Source organism: Thermomonospora echinospora, from assembly GCF_900108175.1.
GTDB classification, from domain to species: Bacteria; Actinomycetota; Actinomycetes; order Streptosporangiales; family Streptosporangiaceae; genus Thermomonospora; species Thermomonospora echinospora.
The window spans coordinates 87,700-110,645 of sequence record NZ_FNVO01000020.1 but is presented as its reverse complement, the minus strand read 5'-3'; the positions used below and the strand labels follow the sequence as shown (position 1 = coordinate 110,645).

The window sequence follows — 22,946 nt, the reverse complement described above, 5'->3', positions numbered from 1 at the left end:
CCGCCGCGGGAGACGATGACGGGACCGGGCGCCCGGACGTTCCCGGCCAGTGGGATCCGTCCGGGCGCACCCGGCCGTCCGCTCGTACCGTCACGGACATGCTCACCGAGGAACAGCGCCGCGACGCCGCCGACCGGCTGCGCGAGGCCGAGCTGAACCGGGCGCCGATCCCGCCGCTCGTCGAGACCTTCCCGGGCATCGACGCCGTGGACGCCTACGAGATCCAGCTCATCAACATCGGCCGCCGGGTGGCGGCGGGCGCGGTGGTGGGCGGCCACAAGGTCGGCCTGTCGTCCAAGGCGATGCAGCAGATGATGGGCGTGGACGAGCCCGACTACGGTCACCTGCTCGGCGACATGGCACTGCGGCAGGACGAGCCGGTGGAGGCCGCCCGCTACTGCTACCCGCGGGTCGAGGTCGAGGTCGGGTTCGTGCTCGGCGCCGACCTGCCCGGCGAGGACTGCACCGAGGACGACGTACTGGCCGCCACCGAGCGGGTCGTCCCCGCCCTGGAGCTGATCGACAGCCGGATCGTCGACTGGCGGATCGCGCTGGCCGACACCATCGCCGACAACGCCTCCTCGGCCGGCTACGTCATCGGCGCGGGCCGCCCGCCCGCGGGCCTGGACCTGACCGCGATCGAGGCCACGCTGTACCGCGACGGCGAGCCCGTCGTCTCCGGCCGCTCCGACGCCGTGCTGGGCAACCCGGTGACGTGCGTGGCCTGGCTGGCCCGCAAGGTCGCCTCGTTCGGCGTCCGGCTGCGGGCGGGCCACCTGGTGCTGCCCGGCTCGTGCACCCGCGCGATCGACGTGGCCGCCGGACAGACCTTCACCGCCGACTTCACCGACCTCGGCTCCGTCTCGCTCACGTTCAAATGACCCCCAGGGGGTGACCCATGACGGCGACCGCCGCGATCGTCGGGCCGGGCAACATCGGCACCGACCTGCTGTACAAGCTGCTGCGCAGCCGGCACATCGAGCCCCGCTACATGGTCGGGGTGGACCCCGACAGCGAGGGGCTCAAGCGGGCCGCCGAGCTGGGCCTGGAGACCAGCCACGAGGGCATCGACTGGCTGCTGGCCCGGCCCGAGAAGCCCGACCTGGTGTTCGAGGCGACCTCGGCGTACGTGCACCGGGCCGCCGCGTCCCGCTACCGGGAGGCGGGGATCCGGGCCATCGACCTGACGCCCGCCGCGGTCGGTCCCGCCGTGGTGCCGCCCGCCAACCTGCGCGAGCACCTGGGCGCCGACAACGTCAACCTGACCACCTGCGGCGGGCAGGCCACCATCCCGATGGTGTACGCGGTCTCGCGGGTGGTGCCGGTCGAGTACGCCGAGATCGTCGCCTCGGTGGCGTCGCTGTCGGCCGGGCCGGGCACCCGCGCCAACATCGACGAGTTCACCAAGACCACCGCGCGCGGCATCGAGACCATCGGCGGCGCCCGCCGGGGCAAGGCCATCATCATCCTCAACCCGGCCGACCCGCCGGTGATCATGCGGGACACGGTGTTCTGCGCGATCCCGGCCGACGCCGACCGCGACAAGATCACCGAGTCCGTGCTGGACGTCGTCGGCCGGGTGTCCGGCTACGTCCCCGGCTACCGGCTGCGCGCCGAGCCGCAGTTCGACGACCCGGCGCCGGAGACCGGCGGGATGGCCCGGGTGGCCATCTTCCTGGAGGTCGAGGGCGCGGGCGACTTCCTGCCCCCCTACGCCGGGAACCTCGACATCATGACCGCCGCCGCCACCGAGGTCGGCGAGGTCCTCGCCCAGGAGATCGAGGCTGGAGCCTGACATGCCCTACTCCGACACGCTCGACATCCGCGTCACCGACTCCTCGCTGCGCGACGGCTCGCACGCCAAGCGCCACCAGTTCACCGTCGACCACGTGACCTCGGTCGTCGCCGCCCTCGACGAGGCCGGCGTCCCGGTCATCGAGGTCACCCACGGCGACGGGCTGGGCGGCTCCTCCTTCACCTACGGCTTCTCCCGGACCCCCGAGCAGGAGCTGATCAAGGCCGCGGTCAAGACCGCCACCCAGGCCCAGATCGCCTTCCTGATGCTGCCGGGGGTGGGCGTCAAGGACGACATCCGCGAGGCCGCCGACAACGGTGCGCGGATCTGCCGCATCGCCACCCACTGCACCGAGGCCGACGTGTCGGTGCAGCACTTCGGGCTGGCCCGCGAGCTGGGCCTGGAGACCGTCGGGTTCCTGATGATGGCGCACTCCCAGCCGCCGGAGGTGCTGGCCCGGCAGGGGCGGATCATGGCCGACGCCGGCTGCCAGTGCGTGTACGTGGTGGACTCGGCCGGCGCCCTCATCCTGGAGGACACCTCCGACCGCGTCGCCGCGCTGGTCGCCGAGCTCGGCGACGACGCCCAGGTCGGCTTCCACGGCCACGAGAACCTCGGCCTCGGCGTGGCCAACAGCATCGCCGCCCTCCGCGCGGGCGCCAAGCAGATCGACGGCTCGGTCCGCCGGCTGGGCGCCGGGGCGGGCAACACCCCGGTCGAGGCGTTCGTGGCCGTGTGCGACCGGCTCGGCATCCGCACCGGCATCGACGTGTTCAAGATCGTCGATGCCGCCGAGGACGTGGTCCGCCCGGTGATGGACTCCGAGTGCCTGCTGGGCCGGATGGAGATCATGATGGGCTACGCCGGGGTCTACTCCAGCTTCCTCAAGCACGCCGCCCGGCACGCCGAGCGCTACGGCGTCTCCGGCGCCCAGATCCTGGTGCGGGCCGGTGAGCGCAAGCTGATCGGCGGCCAGGAGGACCAGCTCATCGACATCGCCCTCGAACTGTCCAAGGAGCGGGCCGAGGGCGGCTGACGGCGTCAGGAGGATCCGGACGGGCGGGGGAACTCCTGCCCGCGGGGCGCCGTGACGGCTTCGACCAGCGCGGACGTGACGGTCGCGTGGTCGAGGCCCAGCCGCCGGGCGACCCGGCCGACCTGCCGGGCGACGTGGACGGGGGCCGTCCGGGCGATCAGCGCGGTGGACGCCCGCAGGGCCGCCAGCCGTTCCTCGGGCGAACGCAGCGCCCCGCCCGCCCGCTCGACGGCCGTGTCCACCACCAGGTCGGCCAGCGGGGTCGCGGACGCCAGAGCCTCCCGCAACGCCGCCGGTCCCCGCCCGCGCAGCACCTCCGCCGGATCGCCGCCGTCGGGAAGCAGCGCCACGTCCACCGGCGCGTTCACCCTGGCGAGCACGTCCCACGCCCGGATCGCGGCGGCCCGGCCCGCCTGGTCGCCGTCCAGGGCGAGCAGCACTCCAGGCCCGTCCGCGTCCGTCCCCCTCCCGGCGCCGAATGCCCGGAGGGCGACGCCGAGCGCCTCCAGTTGCGCCGCAGTGACGACCGAGCCGCAGGTGGCGACGGCGGCGTGGCCTGGTGCGGCGATGTTCACCGCGACGGCGTCGAACGGCCCCTCCACGATGACCGGCCGCGCGCCCCCGGCCAGCCTGTCCCGGGTCTCGTGCAGCCCGTACAGCAGCCGGCCCTTGCGGAAGATCGCCGACTCGGGGCTGTTGAGGTACTTCGGCCCGTCCGCCCCGTCCGCCCCGTCCAGGCGCCTGCCGATGAAGCCCGCGATCGCGCCGTCGCCGTCGCGCAGGGCGAACACGGCCCGGTCGCGGAAGAGGTCGTAGAGCGCGCCGCCGCGGCCCCGCCGGGCCAGCCCGGCGCCGAGGATCGTCTCGTCGTCGTGCCCCAGCCCGCGCAGATGCTCGGTGAGCGCCCGCCACGAGTTCGGCGCGTACCCGATCTCCCACCGCGCCAGGACGTCCGGCGGGAACCCCCGCTGCGCCAGGTGGGCGGGGACCGGGCCGGCGGGCGCCTGGGCGAGGAAGAACGCGTGCGCGTTCCGCAGGCAGGAGCGCGCGGACTCGGCCAGGTCGAGCCTGTCCACGACGGCCCGCGCCGCGCGCAGGATCCGGTCACCGGTGGTGACGACGGAGGCGGTGTCCTCCGCCCAGCTTCGCACCTCGGGAAAGACCAGGTGCGAGCCTGGAACGCCCAGATGTGCGAGCACCAGATAGGCCACGGACGCGGTGTGCGAGGGCAGCAGCCGGTGGCCCAGCCGGAGCGCGAGCGCGGTCAGCGCGTCCCGGCCGGCGGGCGTCTCGTGGTCGAGCCGCAGGCCGAGGCCGTGCGCCGCCTGCCGCAGTCGCTCGTACGCCGTCTCCGGCGGCACCCGGGCCGTCTCCACCGGCAGCCCGTCGGTCTGCGAGATGTCGAAGACCGCCCGCGAGCGCCCGTTGCGGGAGATGATCCGGATCCCGGTCTCGCCCCGGCGGACCTGGCGCCCGGCCGCCCGCCACTCCTCGTACGAGCGGACGTCCGTGGCGAAGCGCCACTGCGCCGCGATCAGCACCGTGTTGGTGAAGCCGTGCCGCCCGTAGCGGGCCGCGTGTTCCAGCCACCACGTCCACGGGCGCGAGCCCGCCAGCAGCCGGGAGATCTCCTGTTCGGCCATGCCCCGCAGCACGTTCACCGTCTGGGCCGCAGGGGGTGGAGCCGTCGCGGGCATCGTCAAGCCTCCGCACGTCGGGGTGGGAAGCTCGACCTCGGTTGTACCCGCGAACACGGCCGCCCAATACGTCCTTTTTATGGAAATTTTCCGACGTCGTCCTCCGGCCCGGACGTGCCCGGAACCGGTGCGCCCCCGGTCTGGAAGGATCATCGGCATGCTGGACGTCGTCGCCTGGATCCACACCGCCGACCGCCGCATGCTCGCCGTCCGGGCCCGTGGCCGTGACCTGCTCTACCTGCCGGGCGGTAAGCGGGAAGCGGGGGAGGAGGACTGGGCGGCGCTGTCGCGGGAGGTGCGCGAGGAACTGGCCGTCGAGCTGGACCACGGGACGTTCCGGGAACTGGGCGTCGTGCACGCCCCCGCCCATGACCAGCCGGAGCACACGCACGTCCGGATGGCCTGCTTCACCGCCGGCTTCCACGGCCGGATCGGCCCGGCCGGGGAGATCGACGAGTGCGTCTATGTCGGCGCCGGCGAACGGGATCTGCTCGCCCCCGCCGCGCGGGCCGCCTTCGACCTGGCCGCCGCCCACGACCTGGTGGGCTGACCCGGTCAGCGGCGGGCGGTCCGGGCGGTCTCGGCAGCTCTGCGGCGGGCCTCGTCGGCGGCGCGGGACGCCCGGGCGAGTTCGCGGTGGGCGACGTGGACCCGGCGTTCGGCGGCCTCGCGGCGGTCGAGCGCCTCGTCGAGCCGGCGGCGCAGCTCGTCGGTCTCGGCGGTGCGCTCGTCGAGCTCCCGCCGTGCCGCGGCAACCTCCGACTCCCACTCCGCTCGTGCTCTGTCGGCCTCCTCGGCCCGGCGTTCGGCGGCCCGCGCGGCTTCGGCACGCCGTTGCCGCTCCCGCTCGGCGCGCTGCTCCCGGGGAGCTTTCGAGGGTTTGGGAGGCTCGCGCAAGGTGGCCGGTGGCCCGTCCTTTCCGGACGGTGCGGGCGATGTGGGCGATGTGGGCGGTCCGGGCGGGACGGCGAAGGCGGCGGGCGCGAAGCCGGTGTGGCTGCGCGGTCTGTCCAGCGTGCCGGTCCGGACCTCCTCGGCCACGTCCGGGTCCACGGCGGCGGCCTGCAGGGTGTCCTCGACCTCCCGCAGGGCCGTCTCGCGCAGCGGCCGGCCGGCGTCGGCCGCCAGCCGTTCGGCGGTGCGCAGCAGTCGTGCGACGATCTCGCCGCGGCGCTGCTCCAGCTCCGCGATGGGGCCGCCGGACGACCAGGCCGCGCGCAGCTCGGCGCCCAGCCGCAGCAGCCCGGCCAGGTCGTCACCGGCCGCCCGTGACAGCCGGTTGACCGCCCAGGCCGACACGGTCGGCTTGCGCAGCCGTCCGATCCGCCCGGCCAGCCCGGCGTCACCGGCCGAGCGGGCCGCGGTCACCAGGCGCTTGCGGGCGTCGGTGAACTCCTCGGGCCTGACTTCGTAAAGCTCGTGTGCGACGGTGGCGAGATCCACACGGGTCCTTTACCCACGGCCGGGCCGTTCACGAGGGGCCGAAGTGCCGCGCCGAGGCGTCCTCCTGGGCCAGCCGGTGCAGGGCGATCAGCACCTGCTCGTAGAGCACGGTCGCCAGCATGCCGCGCACCGCGCGGGCGCGCGAGGCGTCCTCGGCGAGCCCTCCGGTCTCGTGCTCGGCCAGTGCCACCGCGGCCTCCACGTACGGGCGCAGGTCATCGGGGGTGACCGTGAAGTCCAGCCGGCGCAGCGCCACGAAGGTCTGGGTGAGCAGGTCGCGGGCGGGCGCCCGTTCGGTGACCTGCCAGCCCAGTTCGGCGATCAGCGCGTCCACGTCCCGGCGGGCCGCCCCCCAGTCCGGGTCGTCTTCGGGAGCCTGGACACGCGGGCGGAGCGCGTACTGGGCGGTGCCGAACAGGTCGTGTAGCCCGACGGCGGGGTCCTCCACCGCCTCGACGATGCGTCGGATCGCCGCGACCGGCAGGTTGCCGACCTCGCGCAGCGCCCGGATGAGCCGCAACCGGTCCAGATGGGTCTGGTCGTACTCGGCCCGGGTGGCGGCGGATGCGACGCCCCTCGGCAGCAGCCCCTCCCGTATGTAGAACTTGATCGTCTGCACCGGCAGCCCGCTGCGCTCGCTCAGCTCGGAAATCCTCATGACACCTCCCTTTGGATAGTAGTACTATCCAATCGTTGGATAGTGAAGGTATCCAAGGACGGGGATCGCCATGACCACTGCAAGGCCCGCCGAGACGCTCGCCAGGACGTTCACCGCGATCGAGGCCGACGGGACGTACACGCTGGACGCGCGCCCGGCCGGGGACGGCCGGCTGCTGGCCCCCCTCGACCGCCCGCTGCTCGGCTGGACCCGCAAGCCGCACGGCTGGTGCCGGGACGAGGCGTGCCTGCCCGTCCATCGCGCGGCCGCCGCCGAGACCCCCGAGGGCGTCGACGTCGCGGCCTTCGCCGAGTTGGTCGGCAGGCTCGCCGTGATCGACGAGGACGAGCGGGCGGTCGCCTTCGCCGAGGGCGCCGGGCCGTTCGCCGCCGGCGGCCTCACCGCCGAGCGGGCCCCGGACTTCACGCTGGACGGTGTGTCCCTGGCGGACTTCCGGGGCCGCAAGGTGGCGATCGTCTTCTGGGCGTCCTGGTGCGGCTGCCGCTACGACCTGCCCGCCTGGCAGGAACGGCACGAGGCGCTGGAACGGCACGGGTTCACCGTGCTGAGCGTGGCGCTGGACCGCGCCGCCGAGGACGCCCGTCCCTGGATCGCCGAGGCGCACGCCGGCCGTCCGTCGCCGCATCCGGCGCTGGTCGACGCCGAGGGGCTGGTCGCCGAGCGCTACAACGTGATCAACGTGCCGACCGTGGTCTGGGTGGACGAGCAGGGCCGCATCGCCCGCCCCCAGGACACCCAGACCGCCACCGACCTGTTCCGTTCCATGAACGGGCTCGACTCCGCCAGGTCGCTGGAGGCGCTGCGCCGCTGGGTGGTCGACGACGACGCCGGCCTGGACGCCGAGCAGGTCCGTGAGCACCTGCGGGTGCCGACCATGCAGGAACGACGGGCCCGCGCGCACGCCCGGCTGGCGGTCTGGCTCGCCCGGCGGGGACGCGCGCAAGCCGCCCGCCGCCATCTGGACGCCGCGGCGGCCCTGGCCCCGCACGACATCGCCATCCGCCGCGGGCTCATGCCGCTCACCGGCGAGGACCCCTTCGGCGACGCCTATTTCGCCCTCCGCACGGAGCTGGAGGACGCCGGCATCCCCCTCTACCGCCCGCTGACCCCACAGGAGTGAACCCCATGGAAATCCCCTGGACCTCGTCGGCAGACCCGGACACCGGCACGGTCGCCCTGGTCATGGCCTCCAGGTTCCGGCTCCGGACGGCCTGGCGCTCGCCGGTCTTCCTGATCCACTCGCTGCGGCTGTGGCGGCAGGCCCGGCGCTCGCCCGGCGCCCTCGGCGTCTCGCTGCGCGCGAGCCCGGTCCGGGGGACCTTCTGGACACTGTCGGCCTGGACGGACCGCAGGGCGCTGTACGGCTACGCCCGCACCGACCCGCACGGCCGGATCATGAAGCGGATCCGGCCGTGGACGCTGGAAGCGGACTTCAGATTCTGGGAGATCCCGGCCGACGGGCTGCCCCGGGACCGGAACGGCGCGGCCGGCCTGTGGGCCGAGGCCGAAAAGCGCCTGGCGCAGCCTTCGGAGGAACGGTGAGGTTCGCCGCGCTCAGGGCCGTCCAGCCGCTCGCGCTGCCGCTCGCCCCCATCCTGGCCGTCCAGGGGCGGGGTGTGCGGGCCAGGACGCCCCGCCTGCCCGAGGCCGCCGGTCCCGACCACGGGACGGCCGCCGGGGACGGACCGGTGATCCGGCTGGCCGTGCTGGGCGACTCCACCGCCGCCGGGGTCGGGGCCGAGCGGCACGACCAGGCGCTGCCGGGCCGCCTGGCGGTGGCCCTCGCCGCCGCCACCGGGCGGCCGGTGGCCTGGCGGACCGCCGGCCGCTCCGGGGCGACCGCCCGGCAGGTGCGCGAGGAGTTCGCGCCGGGCCTGGCCGGCGCGCCCGCCGACGTGGTGGTGATCCTCGTCGGCATCAACGACCTGCTCAAGCTGCGCCCGCTGCGGCGCTGGGAGCAGGACGTGACCGAGCTCATCGCCGCCGTCCGCGCGGCCGGCGGCCCGGTGCCCGTGCTGGTGGCCGGAATGCCGCACGTCCACAGGTTTCCGAGCCTGCCGCAGCCGCTACGGGGCGTCATGGGGCTGCGGGCGCTGGCGATGGACCACGCCGTCCGCCGGGTCGCGGCGCGGCTGCCCCAGGTCGTCCACCTGCGGGCCGCCGCGCCCGACCTGAGCGACGAGCGTCTCTACGCCGCCGACCGGTTCCATCCCTCCACCGAGGGCTATCGCCTGTGGGCCGGGCAACTGGCCCCTGCCGTGGCGGCGCTGGTCGCCTGACCTCGGTGGGACGCCGGCCGGGCGGGTGCTGCCCGGCCGGCGTCCCGAGGGGCGCCCCGGACTCTCCGTCCAGGTGACCGTGGCGGAGCGGGGACCGCCGGGTCCGGGACAGGTCAGGTGGCGGTGCGGCGCATCGCCTCGGAGATGCGTTCGGCGGCGGCGACCACGGGGGCGGCGTGCAGGCGGCCGGGGGAGCGGGTGAGGCGTTCCAGCGGGCCGGACACCGAGATGGCGGCGACCACCCGCCCGCCCGTACCCCGGATGGGGGCCGACACCGACCCCACCCCCTGCTCGCGCTCCCCGACGCTCTGCGCCCAGCCGCGCCGCCGTACCGACGCCAGCGTGGCCGCCTCGAACTTGGCGCCGCGCAGCCCGCGGTGCAGCCGGTCCGGCTCCTCCCAGGCCAGCAGGATCTGCGCCGCCGAGCCCGCGGTCATCGGCAGCGCGCTGCCTACCGGCACGGTGTCGCGCAGGCCGCTGCTGCGCTCGGCCGCCGCGACGCACACCCGTACGTCGCCCTGCCGCCGGTAGAGCTGGGCGCTCTCGCCGGTCAGGTCGCGCAACTGGGCCAGGACGGGCTGCGCGATCGCCAGCAGCCGGTCCTCGCCGGCCGCCACGGCCAGTTCGGCCAGCCGGGGGCCGAGAATGAAGCGCCCCTGCGCGTCTCGGTGGACGAGACGGTGGTGCTCCAGCGCGACGGCGAGGCGGTGGGCCGTCGGCCTGGCCAGCCCGGTGGTCTGCACCAGGCTGGCCAGCGACGCGGGGCCGGCCTCCAGCGCGTTCAGTACCAGTACCGCTTTGTCAAGTACGCCGACTCCGCTAGAGTTGTCCATACCTCGATATTGCAGTCTTGAAATATGAGATGCAAGTTCGGGACCTCGGCCTTCGCGCACCGGCGCGCGGAGGTGACCCAAGGTGATGATCAGGTGAGGTGGAGCTCATGGGCCGGACACTGGCCGACAAGGTCTACGACGCGCACGTCGTGCGACGCGCCGAAGGCGAGCCGGACCTTCTCTACATCGACCTGCACCTGGTGCACGAGGTCACCAGCCCGCAGGCGTTCGACGGGCTGCGGCTGGCCGGCCGCACCGTGCGCCGGCCGGACCTGACCATCGCCACCGAGGACCACAACGTCCCCACCCAGAACCTGCTGGCGCCGATCGCCGACCCGGTCTCGCGCACCCAGGTGGAGACCCTGCGCAAGAACGCCGCCGAGTTCGGCGTCCGGCTGCACCCGATGGGCGACGACGGACAGGGCATCGTGCACGTCATCGGCCCGCAGCTGGGCCTGACCCAGCCCGGCATGACGGTGGTGTGCGGCGACTCCCACACCTCCACGCACGGCGCGTTCGGCGCGCTGGCCTTCGGTATCGGCACCAGCGAAGTCGAGCATGTGCTGGCCACCCAGACGCTGCCGCAGGTCAAGCCGAAGACCATGGCCATCACGGTCAACGGCGAGCTGCCCGAGGGCGTCACCGCCAAGGACCTGATCCTGGCGGTCATCGCCCGCATCGGCACCGGCGGCGGCCAGGGCTACATCATCGAGTACCGCGGCGAGGCCATCCGGAGCCTGTCGATGGAGGGCCGCATGACGGTCTGCAACATGTCCATCGAGGCGGGCGCCCGGGCCGGCATGATCGCCCCGGACGAGACCACCTTCGCCTACCTCAAGGGCCGCCCGCACGCCCCGCAGGGCGCCGAGTGGGACGCGGCCGTGGCGTACTGGAAGTCCCTGCGCACCGACGACGACGCGGTCTTCGACAAGGAGGTCGTGATCGACGCGGCCACGCTGACCCCGTTCGTGACCTGGGGCACCAACCCGGGCCAGGGGCTGCCGCTGGGCGAGTCGGTGCCCGACCCGGCCTCCTTCGCCGACCCGGTCGAGCGGCAGGCCGCCGAGCGCGCCCTGGAGTACATGGGCCTGACCGCCGGCACCCCGCTGCGCGACATCGAGGTCGACACCGTCTTCGTGGGCTCGTGCACCAACGGCCGCATCGAGGACCTGCGCGCCGTGGCCGAGGTGCTCAGGGGCCGCAAGGTCGCCGACGGCGTGCGCATGCTGGTCGTCCCGGGCTCGATGAAGGTCAAGGCGCAGGCCCAGGCCGAGGGGCTGGACGAGGTCTTCAAGGCCGCCGGCGCCGACTGGCGGGAGGCCGGCTGCTCGATGTGCCTGGCCATGAACCCCGACAAGCTCGCCGCCGGGGAGCGCAGCGCCTCGACCTCCAACCGCAACTTCGAGGGCCGGCAGGGCCCCGGCGGCCGCACCCACCTGGTGTCGCCCGCCGTCGCCGCCGCCACCGCCGTCACCGGGCGGCTGGCCGCTCCGGCCGACCTCTAGCGGCGCCCCGCCCGTCCCTCACCCGAACCTCTGGAGACCTCTGACGATGGAAGCGTTCACCGTTCACACCGGCCGCGGCGTGCCGCTGCGGCGCAGCAACGTCGACACCGACCAGATCATCCCCGCGGTGTGGCTGAAGCAGGTCAGCCGCACCGGCTTCGAGAAGGGCCTGTTCTCGGCCTGGCGCGAGGACCCGTCGTTCGTGCTGAACCAGCCGCAGTACGAGGGCGCCAGCATCCTGATCGCCGGGCCCGACTTCGGCACCGGCTCCTCCCGCGAGCACGCCGTGTGGGCGCTGCAGCAGTACGGGTTCCGCGCCGTCATCGCCCCGCGCTTCGGCGACATCTTCCGCAACAACTCCACCAAGATGGGGCTGCTGCCGGTGGTGCTGCCCGCCGAGACCGTGGAGGCGCTGCAGCGGGCCGCCGAGCAGGACCCGGCCACCGAGATCACCGTCGACCTGCAGGCCCGCGAGGTGCGCGGCGCCGGGATCACCGCCGCCTTCGAGATCGACGACTACACCCGCTGGCGGCTGCTGGAGGGCCTGGACGACATCGGCCTGACCCTCCGCCACGCCGACGACATCACCGCCTTCGAACAGGGCCGCGCGTCCTGGCTGCCCGTGACCACCTGAGCCACGGATCCGGAGCCCGCAGGACCCCGTGACGCGCGTACCGGGCGTGGCGCGGACGGCGGGGGGATCTGGCGGCCCGCAGGACCCCGTGGAGCCCTTCACGGGGACTCGCCACACGAGCGTGCCTCCCGGCAGGAGACAATTCCTGTTGGGAGACACGCTCGATGTGGTTTTTGGGGGCACAAGCGTGAACAGTTCACGGATCTCACCGGGGAGTCCGGTGTGGGCCGGCCCGCGGTGGGAAGACCCGGCACTGACCCGGCTGGCGCTCCGGCTGCGGGACGCCCACCGCATGGTCGCCCCGCTGCCCGCCGAACCCCGCCGCCGGCTGATCCGGCATCTGCTGACGATCACGGATCTGGCCAAACGGGACTGCGAGCTGGCCGCCCGCAGGCTGGAGGCGTTCCTGGTCGACCTTGCGGAACGAGTGAACACAGACGGTGATGAGTCGGACACATCGGGTTCATTCTCTTCGTCCGAGGGCCCTCAGAGCGACGAAATCGCCTGCGACACGGCAAGTATTGCTTGCAGGTGATTGTTTCCCCGCCGCACGTCCCCTAGTTTCGTGCGGGCAAGGGGGGAACCGGAGGAGCAACCCAATGAACAAGCGTGAGCTGGTCGACGCCATCTCGGAGCGACTGGGCAGCAAGAAGGCCGCAGCCGAGGCCGTCGACGCGATCCTGGAGACGATCCAGACCGCAGTCGCCAAGGGCGACAAGGTCGCGATCACCGGGTTCGGTTCGTTCGAGAAGGCCGACCGGCCTGCCCGCACGGCCCGCAACCCGGCAACCGGCAAGACCATCGAGGTGCCCGCCACATCGGTGCCCAAGTTCAAGGCGGGCGCGGATTTCAAAAACCTGGTCGCCGGCAAGAAGTAGACAACAACACAGGTCAGTGCGCCCGGGGTCCGTACCACCAGGTACGGACCCCGGGCGCGTCTACATGGGCTCGCTAGGCTTGCGGCATGTCGGACAGGACGCGGATGCAGGGCACGGTCGGTACGTACGACACGGCGACACGGACCGGCACCGTGCTGCTGGACGACGGGACCGAGCTGGCCTTCGACGCGGAGGCGTTCGCGGCCGGCGGCTTGCGGCTGCTGCGGCTGGGGCAACGGGTCAACCTGGCCGTCGAGGGCGGCCGGATCACTGTCGTCACGCTGTCCACGTTCCCCCTCCCGGACTGAGCGCCGGCAGCCGGGCGGCGATCTCGGCCGTGCGCGGGCCCGCGCCCAGCGTCAGGGCGGCCCGCAGGTCGTCGGGGGTGTCCACGTCCCGCCGGACGCTGTCGATGCCGTCCATGAGCAGCTCACGGGCGCCCTGGGCGGCGTGGCGGGCACGTGAGCCGGTCCCGAACGCGGGGGAGAACGGCACGCCCGGCCGGGCCGTGTAGAGGGTGGTGCCCACGCCGAGTGCGTCCGGTACGAACGACTCCGGAGCGCGCGCGGCGGCCTCCAGCACACGGGCGAGCTCCGCCGGGCGCAGCGCCGGCAGGTCCGCCGACATGGCGCCCACCCCGGCGTCCGGCCGGTCCCGCCTGGCCAGCGCCGCCCCGTGCGCCAGAGCCGGGTTCAGCCCGCGGTCCGGCTCGTCGGGCACCACCCGGGCGCCCAACGCCGACAGCTCCGCCGCGGCGAGCGGATCGTCGGTGACCACGATCACCTCGGCGACCGCCGGGCAGCGCAGCGCGGCGGCCGCGGTATCGGCCGCCACCGACAGCGCCAGCGCCTCGCGCAGCGGCCCGGCGGCGGCCGCCATCCGGGTCTTCGCCCTGGCCAGCACCTTGACCGGCAGCACCAGGGACCATCTGAGTCCATCGTCGCATGACGTTTCAGCAGCCATCTCAACTCGACACTATGCGCCGCCAACGGTGAAACTGGAGGACTACTCCGCGGTGTGCGCTCCCGCGGGGTCATGTTCAAGGGAAGGCAGAGATGAGTCACGGCTACTCGCCGCGTTGGCGGAAGTTCACGATCGCGGTGCTGCGGCCGCTGTTGTTCGCGCTGCTCAAACGCGACTGGCGGGGCCGGCGCAACGTGCCCGCGGAGGGCGGCATGATCGTGGCCGCCAACCACCTGTCCTGGACGGACCCCCTCGCACTGGCGCACTTCGTGTACGAGTCCGGGCGCTACCCGGTCTACCTGGCCAAGTCCTCGCTGTTCGGCAACCGGTTCGTCGGGCCCGTGCTGCGCGGCACCGGCCAGATCCCGGTCTACCGCGACCGTTCGGACGCCAGGCTGGCGCTCAAGGCCGCCGAGGAGGCGCTGCGGGCCGGCGAATGCCTGATGTTCTATCCCGAGGGCACCTGCACCCGGGACCCGCGGCTGTGGCCGATGACCGGGCAGACCGGCGTGGCCCGGCTGGCCATCACCACCGGGGCCAAGGTGCTGCCGGTCGCCCACTGGGGCGCGCACGAGCTGTGGCCTTACGGCACCAAGAGGTTCCGCCCGTTCCCCCGCAAGACCATGCACGTCATCGCCGGAGAGCCGATCGACCTGTCCCGCTACGCCGACCGGCCGATGACCGCGGCGGTGCTGCACGAGGCGACGGGTGAGATCATGAGAGCGATCGCCGGACTGCTGGGCGAGTTGCGCGGCGAGGAGCCGCCCAAGGAGCTCTACGACCACAAGAAGGCGATCGCCGAGCGCCGCAGGCGGGACGAGCGGGGAGCAGCCGCCTCGTGACCGGACCACTGCCGGGGGCCCGGCCGGATCAGGTGACGGAGTACGGAGCGGTGCATTGACCACAGCGGCAGTACTGGGCGCGGGCTCCTGGGGCACGGTGTTCGCCAAGCTGTTCCACGACGCCGGCACCGAGGTCGTGCTCTGCGCCCGCCGCCCGGAGATCGTCGAGGCGATCAACGAGCGGCACGAGAACACCGACTACCTGCCGGGTGTCGGGCTGCCCGAGGGGCTGCGCGCCACGGTCGACCCGGCCGAGGCGCTCAAGGGCGCCGACATCGTGGCGCTGGCGGTGCCGTCCCAGACGCTGCGCGAGAACCTGCGCGCCTGGCGCTCCCTGCTGCCGCCCGACGCCGTCCTGGTCAGCCTGATGAAGGGCATCGAGCTGGGCACCGGCCGGCGGATGACGGAGGTGATCGCCGAGACCACCGACGCGCCCGCCGACCGGATCGCCGTGGTCGGCGGCCCCAACCTGGCCCGCGAGATCGCCGAGGGCCAGCCGGGCGCCGCGGTGGCCGCCTGCGCCGACGAGGCCACCGCGCGGCGGATCCAGGCGGCCTGCATGACGCCCTACTTCCGGGTCTACACCAACACCGATGTGGTGGGCTGCGAGCTGGGCGGGGCGGTCAAGAACGTCATCGCCCTGTGCGTCGGCATCGCCGCGGGGCTGGGCTTCGGCGACAACACCCGGGCGCTGCTGATGACCCGGGGCCTGGCCGAGATCGCCCGGCTGGGCGCGGCGCTGGGCGCCGACGAGCACACCTTCGCCGGGCTGGCCGGGCTCGGCGACCTGGTCGGCACCTGCAGTTCCCCGCTGTCGCGCAACCGGACGTTCGGGGAGAACCTGGGCCGCGGCATGACGCTGGAGCAGACCATCGCGGTGACCAAGCAGACCGCCGAGGGCGTCAAGACCTCCGAGGCGGTGCTGGAACTGGCCCGCAAGCACGGCGTCGAGATGCCGATCACCGAGGTGGTGGCGGCGGTGATGCACCACGGCATGAGCATCTCCGAGGCCGCGTCCCTGCTGATGTCCCGTTCGCCCAAGCCGGAGCGCTACGGGGTCTGACCGGCCACGTCCGGCCCCGGACCGGCGGTCGCGGGTCGGCGTGCCCGGACCGGCGTTCGCGGGTCGGCAGCCTCGGGTCGGCGGCCTCGGGTCAGCGGTCGCGGTGCTCGGTGAGGGCGAGCTCGCACAGCCGTTCGCACAGGTCGGCGAAGCCGATGCCGGCCGCCGCCGCGGACTGCGGCATGAGGCTGGTGGCCGTCATGCCGGGCAGCGTGTTGGCCTCCAGGCACCACAGCGCGCCGGTCTCGTCCATCCGGAAGTCGATGCGGCTGTAGGAGCCCAGCTTGAGCGCCCGGTGCGCGTCCACCGCCAGGCGCTGCAGCTCGGCGGTCGCCGCCGCGGGCAGGTCGGCGGGGAACGTCTCGACCGCGCCGCCCACCTGGTACTTGCTCTGGTAGTCGAAGATCTCGCCGAGCTGCGGGACGATCTCGCCGACCGCCAACGCCCGGCCGTCCAGCACCCCGACCACGAACTCCCGGCCGGGCACGAACCGCTCGATCATCACCTCGCGGTCCCAGGCGGCGGCGGCCGCGAGCGCGGCGGGCAGCTGCTCGGGCGCCTTGACCACGGTGAGCCCGATGGTGGAGCCCTGGGTGTTGGGCTTGACGATGGCCGGGAAGCCGAGCCGGCCGGCCACCTCGGCGACGGTGGCCGGCGCCATGATCCAGTCCGGGGTGGGCACCCCGGCGCAGCGGAACAGCTTCTTGGACACGTCCTTGTCCATCGCGACGGCGCTGCCCAGCACCCCGCTGCCGGTATAGGGGAGGCCGGCCGAGTCCAGCAGCGCCTGCAGCGTGCCGTCCTCACCGGAACCGCCGTGCAGCGCCAGGAACACCACGTCCACCTCGCGCAGCTCGCCGCCCTCGGCGGTCAGCCGGGCGGTCAGCTCGGCGGCCGGGATGTCGGCCAGGCCAGGCGGGTCGTAGGCGACGGTGGCGCTGACGAACGCGGCCACCTCGCCGGGGCCCAGCACCCCCGTGGCCGTGTCGATGGCGAGGACCTCGTGCCCGCGGTCGCGCAGAGCCGTGAACACCTGTGCGGCGCTGGCGATCGAAACGTCCCGTTCCGAGCTCGCTCCTCCGAACAACACGGCAATCCGCATCAAGCCATCCCCATTGCTGCTGTATCCCGGGCCGATCGGTCTCACCCGGTCCGCACGTGATCCTCACCTGGACCGGCCCGCATCCGCGCAGCAGCGTAGCAAGACAGGGCCGCTGCACCCATACGTCCGTCTTGCGGCCTCCGGCCGGGCGCTGCCCCCATGGCGGTGATGGCGGCCTTACTGGCCCGTAAGGCCGCGGAAACGGTCTCGAAACAGCGGTACGGGCACGATGTGGCATCGCGACCTCCGTCCAGGAAGGAAGATCCTTGATGCTCTCGCCGACGACGCTGCGGCCGTACCCGCCCGTACCGGCCTGCGCGCAGGCGGTCCCCGGCCACAACCGCTGGCATCCCGACATCCCCGGGGTCGCCGAGGTGATCACCGGCGGTGCGGTGCGCCTGGAGTGCGAGGGCCGGCCGCCGGGGGAGGAGGCCGTGCTGTGCGGGCCGATCGTGGTGATCGGCGCCGAGGCCGGCGACGTGATCGCGGTGGACGTGCTGGACGTCGGCCGCTCCGACGGCCGCTACTCCCCCTTCGGCCATCCGGGGGTCATCGGCTGCGCTCCCGCCGCGCCCGGTGTGCGCGCGGTGGGCGTCCCCGCCGCCGGCCCGGACGGCGCCCTGCTCGGCCGGTGCCGTCCCGGGCTGGCCGGCTACGAGCGGGTGGCGGCCGAGGCCGTGCCGACCGCCGCCCGCGGCCGGGAGGTCGTCGGCTGCTCGATCGCCCCGCTGACCGCCGGCTCCCGCATCCTGCTGCCGGTCCACGCCCGGGGCGCCAAACTCTCGGTGGGCGACCTGCACTTCCCGGCCCCGGACACCGCGGACTGCGCAGACGCCCCGCTGCCCGGCTGGATCGACCTGCGGATCAACCTGACCAAGCGCGGAGTCGAACGCTTCGGCATCACCGCCCCCATGCTCCTCCCCGACCCGGACGCCGCCTGACCCGGCCTTCCTCCCGCGCCCGCCGTGACCGATCCGGTGAGGATCGGGCCGGGTATCACGATCGTCCGATGTGGACGGGCCGATCCGGCCTCTCCTAAGGTTGTGCCGATCCCGGACGGTGCAGGCGCGGATGCGCGACCCGCTCCGTACCCCCCGTGCGGCCGCCGATGGGCGGCCCACTCTGAGGACTGGTGGCAGTGGAGACGGCTCGCATCGTGCTCGGCGTCGTTACGGCCGCGCTCCTGCCGCACTGCCTTCCGTTCACCCGGAAAAGCCTGGTCGCCTCTCTGGGCATCTCCGTGGCCTATGGAACGTGGATCCTGGCGACCATTCTGTGGACATGGCAGGCCGCGGTCATCTTCGCGCTCCTGCTGGGGTGGTCGTTCTACGTGTGGTCGGCCTCGGCGGCCGGGCGGGCCGGACGGCCGCCGGGCGGCCCGCCGCCGGTCAGCTACCGGGGGCCGCTGCGCCGCGCACGGCACCGCTTCGTCTCGCTGTTCCCCTCCGCGGACGGGGAGTTCTCGCAGGCCAACGCGCGGGTGCGGACGCTGCTGGGGTCGCCGGGCGGGCGGCGGTTCGCCGTCCTGACGGTGTGCGCGCTGGTCACCGTCGTGGCCATGGCGTTCCTCGTGGACGCCGGCGGCACGGCGAGGTTCTTCCACCGGCTGGACGAGGACCACGCCCTGGCGATCGTGGTCTCCGGGCTGCTGGCCGCGGTGCTGGTCAGCCATGCGCCGGTGACCTTCTTCTCGACCAGGTTCGGCGGCACCCGGCCGGCGGAGTCGATCGACTACTTCAATCTGAGCGATCCCAGCATCTACATCGGCTGGTTCGAAAGGGCGCTCATTTTCTCGTTCATCGTGGCGGGTCAGGCCGAGGCCGCCGCGATGGCGCTGGCCGCGAAATCGATCGCCCGTTATCCCGCCATTGAGCATAATCCCGAATTCGGGCGGTATTTCATCGTGGGAACGTTCAGTAGTGTACTGGCGGGTATACTGTGGGCGGTCATCGTGCGGCTGGCGCTCGGCCTGAGTCCTATGTAGGGGGCCGGATTGCCCATCAACAGGTGTGAGCTTTTCGAGATCCTGGAGGATCTCGGCCTGCCCCAAGAGGACTACGTGGTCGCGGGCAGCGCGCCGCTGCTGGTGCACGGGCTGCGCGAGTCGATCAACGACGTCGACGTGGTGGCGCGCGGAGCGGCCTGGGCGGCGGCCGCCGCCCGCGGCCGGGTCGAGTCGGCGCCCTATGACAGGGTGCGCGCGGTCTTCCTGCACGGCGGCGAGGTCGAGGTCCTGGATGGATGGTTCCCCGAGACCCTGGGCTGGAAGGTCGATCGGCTCATCGACGAAGCCGACGTCGTCGACGGATTCCGTTTCCTGTCGGTGGAACGGACGCTGGAGTGGAAGGAACTCCTGGGCCGCGACAAGGACGACGCGGACCTGCGGTCGGCGCGCCGGGACGGCGAGACCCCGGCGGGCCGAGGCCGTTCCGGCCGTCAGTAGCGATTCCCGTCCGGCCGTTCCCCTTGGAACAGTCCACCGCCGGCTTCCCGGAAAACCCTTTGCCCCGCCGCATCCCGGCTGGCACTGTTATGGACGTCAGCCCGACGAGAACGGCGGCGAAGACCTGAGAGGAGGACCGGCCATGGCCATACGGCGGCTATATCACCGACTGCCCTCGGCGTCCCTCGCCCGCCACGGCCGGACCCTGGAGTACTGACCTCCCGGCCGCGACGATCCGAGCGACGCCCCCTCGGTTCCCACGCGGCTCTACTCCAACAGGCAGAGAGACCACTCTCAGGAAGTGGATGTTCCGGGTTCGAATCCCGGGAGCCGCACGCCGCCCCCGTAGTCCAACGGGCAGAGACACTTCGTCGAGAACGAAGAGGCTGCAGGTTCGAATCCTGCCGGGGGCACGGTGTGAGCCGGTAAGGCTCCTCCCGGGGTGGCGCCGACGTAGGAGAGTCGGGCCTGCCTGTAAAGCAGGTGCCTCACGCTGAGTGGGTTCGAATCCCACCCGCCCCACAGGCCGAGCCGCACGGCGTGCCCGCGGGCCATGGCGTCGATCCGGCGTTTTCGGCGCCGGGCAGGTGACAGGATGTTGGCTTCGGGGCCGGTGCTGGAAGGGGACCATGGCGGATCGGGAACTGAAGCTCAACTCGTTGGGGAGGTATTCCAAGGAGTCGCCGCTGTACATCCTCGAAGAGCACGGGCACTGCGAGGTGCCGGCGGGGTGCGGGGGAGTGGTGCTGCGGTGGCGCAACCCGCAGGCCGGGGTGCCTTTCACCATGTGGCTGTACACCGGAGGCACGTGCGAACTGCGGCTGGACGGGGCCGTTCCACCGTCGTCGCGGCCGCTGGTCCCCTTCGGTGAGCACGTGCTGACGTTCACGATGACCGAGGTGGACCCGGCGTTCATGGTGCTGATGTTCGCCGCCGGGCACCGGCCCGATGCGGCACGCGACCTGCGCAGGTCCGCCCCCGAGGCGTCGGAGGTGACCCTCGTGTCGGAGGCGGAGGGGAGCTGGCGGTACACCTTCACCGAGCCCGACGGTGATGCCTGGATGTTCCCCGGGTTCGACGACTCCGGCTGGTCGCCCATGGTGCGGCAGGAGGACAGGCTGCCGCTGCCCGAGGGCCAGACCTGGGATCCGGCCTCCTACAAGCTGAACAGGCTGGCCGGTTTCGGCGCGACCGGGTTGGGCGTGCAGGGACGGGGAGAGCGGGTGTGGATCCGCAAGGTCTTCACCATCCCCGGGCCGGGGGAGGAGGCGTGATGGCGGCGGACCGAGCCCCGCTGGTGCTGGTCCCGCAGTTCTTCGGCAGCCTGGTGTTCGACCGCAGGACGTCGCGTTACCTGCCGTTCGACGCCGACGCCACCGCGCTGCTGAGGCGGCTGCGCGATGTGCCGTTGGAGAGGGCGCTGGCGGAGGCGGCCGGCGAGGAGGAGCGCGGCCGCGTCGTGCGCTTCTTCGAGCACTTCTACGAGCTGGGCTTCTTCACCGTGGACGGGCGGTTCGCCGGGGAGGTGCTGGACGGCGTGCACGTTCCGCCGGGCCATCTCGCCGGGCCGCTGGCGGTGCACCTGGAGGTCGTGTCGGCCTGCAACCTCACCTGCACTCACTGCTTCGCCGGTGAGTTGCCGCGCCGGGAGCGGCGGCTGACCCTCGACGAGATCGATCGGCTGTTCGCCGAGATGGCGGCGCTGGGCAGTTTCCGGCTGGGCCTGACCGGCGGGGAGCCGCTGCTGCGCAGGGACATCTTCCAGATCATCGACCTGGCCCTGGAGCACGGCCTGGCCCCCTGCATCACCACCAACGGCCTGCTGATCACCGAGGAGATCGCCCGCGAGTTCGGCAGGCGGGAACTGGTGTGGCTGAACGTCAGCCTGGAGGGCGCCAGCGCCGCCACCAACGACCGGGTGCGGGGCGCGGGCACGTTCGCCAAGGTGCTGGACCGGCTGGCGGTGCTGCGCCGTCATGCCCGTTTCACCCTGGCGTTCACGATCATGCGGACGAACGTCGGGGAGATCGAGGCGTGCGCCCGGCTCGCCCACGAGGTCGGCGCCGACACCGCCGTGTTCCGGCCGCTGTACCCGGTGGGGGTCGCCCGCGACCACCTGGAGCTGATGCCGGGCTTCGCCGAGTACAACACGGCGCTCAACACGCTGGCCCGGATGGACGGCGGGGCGATGGACCTGCGCCACATCGACCCGTTCAGCCCCCACTCCCGGCAGGAGACGCAGTCGGTCGTGCACCAGAACTACGGATGCGGCGCGGGCAACCTGGTCTGCTCGATCTCGGTGTCGGGCGGGGTCAACCCGTGCAGCTTCCTGGGTCCGGAGTTCGTGGCGGCGAACGTGCGGGAAAGCTCACTGGCCGAGATCTGGCACCATAGCGCCGGGTTCCAGGCGATCAGGGCGCTGCCCCACGCCGAGCCGTCCAGCGAGCGGGGCCACACGGCCACCTTCGCCGGCGGCTGCCGGGCCCGCGCGCTCGTGCTGAACGGCTCGGTCAACGCGCCCGACCCCTGGATCGAGGGCCAGGTGGAGATGGAGCGAAGCTCACCGCAGGCGGTGCACAACCCGCTGGTCGTCCTCGATGTGACGCCCCGGCATCGTCCCGCCTGCTCGGGAACGTGCGGGTAGCGGCATGGAACACGACGGGCTGCTGGACGCCCACGACACGGCCGGCGATCCCGGCGAGCTGCTGAGGCTGGCGCGGGAGTTGGAGGACGCGGGCCGGCGACGGCTCGCGGCCACGGCCTACGACCGGGCCCACGCGCTCGATCCGTCCGACGCCGAGGTGGCCGAGGCCCGATGGGCGCTGCTGGACGCGATGTCCGTGGAGGAGCACGGCATCAGGTTCCGCTACATCCCCGCCGGCACGTTCCTGATGGGCTCGGCCGACGGGGAGCCCGACGAACGGCCGGTGCATCCGGTGCGCCTGGACGACTACTGGATGTCCGAGGCCCCGATCAGCTGGGCCGCCTACTGCGACCTCATGGGCTGGCAGCCCCCGCCGCACGGGTTCCCGCCGGACACCGTCGAACAGATGCAGGGCTTCCACCTGCACGAGGAGAACAAGATCCGCCTCCAGTACTGCGAGGACGACACCACCCGGGCCGTCGACTGGCACGCCCACGCCGCCCCCCACACGTGGAGACGGGGCGACGGCGAGGAGATCGACTCGCGCGACCTGTTCGGCACCCCGCCCCGGGAGGACGCGAACCGCCCGTGGCGGTACGACACCAAGCCCATGGTCAGCGTCTCCTGGCAGGACGCCGAGGAACTGTGCGAACGGCTGACCACCGGGAAGGTCCAGTATCGCCTCCCCACCGAGGCCGAGTGGGAACGCGCGGCACGCGGCGGCCTCATCGGCCGCCGCTACCCCTGGGGAGACGAACCGCCCACGCCGCAGCGATGCGACTTCGACCGCTTCGACGAGCTGTCCATCCTGCCGTCCCGCCGCCTGCCTCCCAACGGCTACGGCCTGTACGCGATGGCGGGGTCGGTGTGGGAGTGGACGTCGGACTGGTACGACGCGGAGTACTACAAGGAGAGCCCGGCCACCGCACCGCCCGGCCCCGCCAAGGGGGAGGAGCGGGTGCTGCGCGGCGGCTCCTGGACGGACTGCGCCGAGGCGGTCACCGTGTCGTTCCGGATGTCCCGTGGAGCCGACAGTTGGAGGTCCGGCGAGTGGGGCGATCACCTGACCCCCAACATCGGTTTCCGGCTGTGCCGCAGGACCCGGTGAGG

The 22,946-nt window shown here is 72.9% G+C and carries 25 protein-coding genes, 2 tRNA genes and 1 pseudogene; 22 read left to right on the top strand and 6 right to left on the bottom strand.

Annotation, left to right across the window (positions count from 1 at the left end):
• Window positions 1–98 precede the first annotated feature (98 nt).
• The 3 genes from C4U03_RS31815 to dmpG are packed head-to-tail and all read left to right on the top strand — an operon-like array spanning window position 99 to window position 2,831.
• Window positions 99–881, top strand: coding sequence for a 2-keto-4-pentenoate hydratase (locus tag C4U03_RS31815; protein ID WP_103943171.1), 783 nt, complete (start codon window positions 99–101; stop codon window positions 879–881).
• Window positions 882–898: 17 nt separating this feature from the next.
• Window positions 899–1,795, top strand: a complete 897-nt coding sequence (locus C4U03_RS31810; RefSeq protein ID WP_103943169.1) for an acetaldehyde dehydrogenase (acetylating) — start codon at window positions 899–901, stop codon at window positions 1,793–1,795.
• A 1-nt stretch (window position 1,796) separates the two neighbouring features.
• Window positions 1,797–2,831 carry a 4-hydroxy-2-oxovalerate aldolase gene (gene dmpG / locus C4U03_RS31805; RefSeq protein WP_103943167.1) on the top strand — a complete coding sequence of 345 codons (1,035 nt, stop codon included), beginning with the start codon at window positions 1,797–1,799 and terminating at the stop codon, window positions 2,829–2,831.
• 5 nt (window positions 2,832–2,836) lie between these two features.
• Here dmpG and C4U03_RS31800 read toward each other — a convergent pair whose 3' ends face one another.
• On the bottom strand, window positions 2,837–4,528 hold the full coding sequence (locus C4U03_RS31800; protein ID WP_160147155.1) for a toprim domain-containing protein: 1,692 nt from the start codon (window positions 4,526–4,528) through the stop codon (window positions 2,837–2,839).
• Between the two features lie 157 nt (window positions 4,529–4,685).
• Between C4U03_RS31800 and C4U03_RS31795 the strand changes: the two genes are divergently transcribed.
• Entirely contained in the window at window positions 4,686–5,078 is a 393-nt protein-coding gene (locus C4U03_RS31795; RefSeq protein WP_103943164.1) for an NUDIX hydrolase, read from the top strand.
• Between the two features lie 5 nt (window positions 5,079–5,083).
• On the opposite strand, the gene C4U03_RS31790 is transcribed toward C4U03_RS31795, so the two are convergent.
• A complete protein-coding gene (locus C4U03_RS31790; RefSeq protein ID WP_103943162.1) occupies window positions 5,084–5,971 on the bottom strand; it encodes a hypothetical protein in 888 nt (295 codons plus the stop codon).
• A 28-nt stretch (window positions 5,972–5,999) separates the two neighbouring features.
• Complete coding sequence (locus C4U03_RS31785) at window positions 6,000–6,629, bottom strand: MerR family transcriptional regulator (protein WP_103943160.1); 630 nt, start codon at window positions 6,627–6,629, stop codon at window positions 6,000–6,002.
• A gap of 70 nt (window positions 6,630–6,699) precedes the next feature.
• On the opposite strand from C4U03_RS31785, the gene C4U03_RS31780 reads away from it, so the two are divergent.
• The 3 genes from C4U03_RS31780 to C4U03_RS31770 are packed head-to-tail and all read left to right on the top strand — an operon-like array spanning window position 6,700 to window position 8,929.
• On the top strand, window positions 6,700–7,770 hold the full coding sequence (locus C4U03_RS31780; RefSeq protein ID WP_103943158.1) for a TlpA disulfide reductase family protein: 1,071 nt from the start codon (window positions 6,700–6,702) through the stop codon (window positions 7,768–7,770).
• Between the two features lie 5 nt (window positions 7,771–7,775).
• On the top strand, window positions 7,776–8,192 hold the full coding sequence (locus C4U03_RS31775; RefSeq protein ID WP_103943156.1) for a hypothetical protein: 417 nt from the start codon (window positions 7,776–7,778) through the stop codon (window positions 8,190–8,192).
• Window positions 8,189–8,929, top strand: coding sequence for an SGNH/GDSL hydrolase family protein (locus C4U03_RS31770; RefSeq protein WP_200827602.1), 741 nt, complete (start codon window positions 8,189–8,191; stop codon window positions 8,927–8,929). Before C4U03_RS31775 ends, C4U03_RS31770 begins: the two co-directional genes overlap by 4 nt.
• 113 nt (window positions 8,930–9,042) lie before the next feature.
• Here C4U03_RS31770 and C4U03_RS31765 read toward each other — a convergent pair whose 3' ends face one another.
• Window positions 9,043–9,762, bottom strand: coding sequence for an IclR family transcriptional regulator (locus tag C4U03_RS31765; RefSeq protein WP_103943154.1), 720 nt, complete (start codon window positions 9,760–9,762; stop codon window positions 9,043–9,045).
• Window positions 9,763–9,869: 107 nt separating this feature from the next.
• Here C4U03_RS31765 and leuC point away from each other — a divergent pair, with 107 nt between their 5' ends.
• The 5 genes and pseudogenes from leuC (at window position 9,870) to C4U03_RS31740 (ending at window position 13,087) form a co-directional block, all read left to right on the top strand.
• The gene (gene leuC, locus C4U03_RS31760) at window positions 9,870–11,267 is read left to right on the top strand and encodes a 3-isopropylmalate dehydratase large subunit (RefSeq protein ID WP_103943253.1); all 1,398 of its coding nucleotides are present in this window, start codon (window positions 9,870–9,872) and stop codon (window positions 11,265–11,267) included.
• A gap of 46 nt (window positions 11,268–11,313) precedes the next feature.
• Complete coding sequence (gene leuD / locus C4U03_RS31755; RefSeq protein ID WP_103943152.1) at window positions 11,314–11,901, top strand: 3-isopropylmalate dehydratase small subunit; 588 nt, start codon at window positions 11,314–11,316, stop codon at window positions 11,899–11,901.
• A gap of 220 nt (window positions 11,902–12,121) precedes the next feature.
• Window positions 12,122–12,325: pseudogene (locus C4U03_RS43165) on the top strand (SCO5555 family protein); the annotation flags it as partial.
• 175 nt (window positions 12,326–12,500) lie between these two features.
• Entirely contained in the window at window positions 12,501–12,779 is a 279-nt protein-coding gene (locus tag C4U03_RS31745; protein ID WP_103943150.1) for an HU family DNA-binding protein, read from the top strand.
• 86 nt (window positions 12,780–12,865) lie between these two features.
• Complete coding sequence (locus C4U03_RS31740; protein WP_235018271.1) at window positions 12,866–13,087, top strand: hypothetical protein; 222 nt, start codon at window positions 12,866–12,868, stop codon at window positions 13,085–13,087.
• On the opposite strand, the gene cofC is transcribed toward C4U03_RS31740, so the two are convergent.
• Window positions 13,056–13,742, bottom strand: a complete 687-nt coding sequence (gene cofC / locus C4U03_RS31735; RefSeq protein ID WP_103943146.1) for a 2-phospho-L-lactate guanylyltransferase — start codon at window positions 13,740–13,742, stop codon at window positions 13,056–13,058. The genes C4U03_RS31740 and cofC overlap by 32 nt on opposite strands.
• 92 nt (window positions 13,743–13,834) lie before the next feature.
• Here cofC and C4U03_RS31730 point away from each other — a divergent pair, with 92 nt between their 5' ends.
• Both C4U03_RS31730 and C4U03_RS31725 read left to right on the top strand, forming a co-directional pair.
• The gene (locus C4U03_RS31730) at window positions 13,835–14,584 is read left to right on the top strand and encodes a lysophospholipid acyltransferase family protein (protein WP_103943144.1); all 750 of its coding nucleotides are present in this window, start codon (window positions 13,835–13,837) and stop codon (window positions 14,582–14,584) included.
• 55 nt (window positions 14,585–14,639) lie between these two features.
• Window positions 14,640–15,647 (top strand): NAD(P)H-dependent glycerol-3-phosphate dehydrogenase, encoded by a 1,008-nt coding sequence (locus tag C4U03_RS31725; protein ID WP_103943142.1) that lies wholly within the window; start codon window positions 14,640–14,642, stop codon window positions 15,645–15,647.
• A gap of 91 nt (window positions 15,648–15,738) precedes the next feature.
• On the opposite strand, the gene C4U03_RS31720 is transcribed toward C4U03_RS31725, so the two are convergent.
• Window positions 15,739–16,749 (bottom strand): D-alanine--D-alanine ligase, encoded by a 1,011-nt coding sequence (locus tag C4U03_RS31720; protein ID WP_103943141.1) that lies wholly within the window; start codon window positions 16,747–16,749, stop codon window positions 15,739–15,741.
• A 269-nt stretch (window positions 16,750–17,018) separates the two neighbouring features.
• On the opposite strand from C4U03_RS31720, the gene C4U03_RS31715 reads away from it, so the two are divergent.
• The 8 genes from C4U03_RS31715 (at window position 17,019) to C4U03_RS31675 (ending at window position 22,944) form a co-directional block, all read left to right on the top strand.
• Window positions 17,019–17,690: an acetamidase/formamidase family protein gene (locus tag C4U03_RS31715; RefSeq protein WP_103943139.1), complete on the top strand. Its 672-nt coding sequence runs from the start codon at window positions 17,019–17,021 to the stop codon at window positions 17,688–17,690.
• 191 nt (window positions 17,691–17,881) lie between these two features.
• On the top strand, window positions 17,882–18,733 hold the full coding sequence (locus C4U03_RS31710) for a hypothetical protein (RefSeq protein WP_146087588.1): 852 nt from the start codon (window positions 17,882–17,884) through the stop codon (window positions 18,731–18,733).
• 9 nt (window positions 18,734–18,742) lie between these two features.
• On the top strand, window positions 18,743–19,192 hold the full coding sequence (locus tag C4U03_RS31705) for a hypothetical protein (RefSeq protein WP_103943135.1): 450 nt from the start codon (window positions 18,743–18,745) through the stop codon (window positions 19,190–19,192).
• A 261-nt stretch (window positions 19,193–19,453) separates the two neighbouring features.
• A tRNA-Leu gene (locus C4U03_RS31700) sits at window positions 19,454–19,527 on the top strand.
• A gap of 4 nt (window positions 19,528–19,531) precedes the next feature.
• Window positions 19,532–19,605: transfer RNA gene (locus tag C4U03_RS31695), tRNA-Leu, on the top strand.
• A 216-nt stretch (window positions 19,606–19,821) separates the two neighbouring features.
• On the top strand, window positions 19,822–20,466 hold the full coding sequence (locus C4U03_RS31685; protein WP_103943132.1) for a hypothetical protein: 645 nt from the start codon (window positions 19,822–19,824) through the stop codon (window positions 20,464–20,466).
• Window positions 20,466–21,836 (top strand): radical SAM protein, encoded by a 1,371-nt coding sequence (locus C4U03_RS31680; RefSeq protein WP_103943130.1) that lies wholly within the window; start codon window positions 20,466–20,468, stop codon window positions 21,834–21,836. The genes C4U03_RS31685 and C4U03_RS31680 overlap by 1 nt, the downstream gene beginning before the upstream one ends.
• Window positions 21,837–21,840: 4 nt before the next feature.
• Window positions 21,841–22,944 carry an SUMF1/EgtB/PvdO family nonheme iron enzyme gene (locus tag C4U03_RS31675; RefSeq protein WP_103943128.1) on the top strand — a complete coding sequence of 368 codons (1,104 nt, stop codon included), beginning with the start codon at window positions 21,841–21,843 and terminating at the stop codon, window positions 22,942–22,944.
• Window positions 22,945–22,946 lie beyond the last annotated feature (2 nt).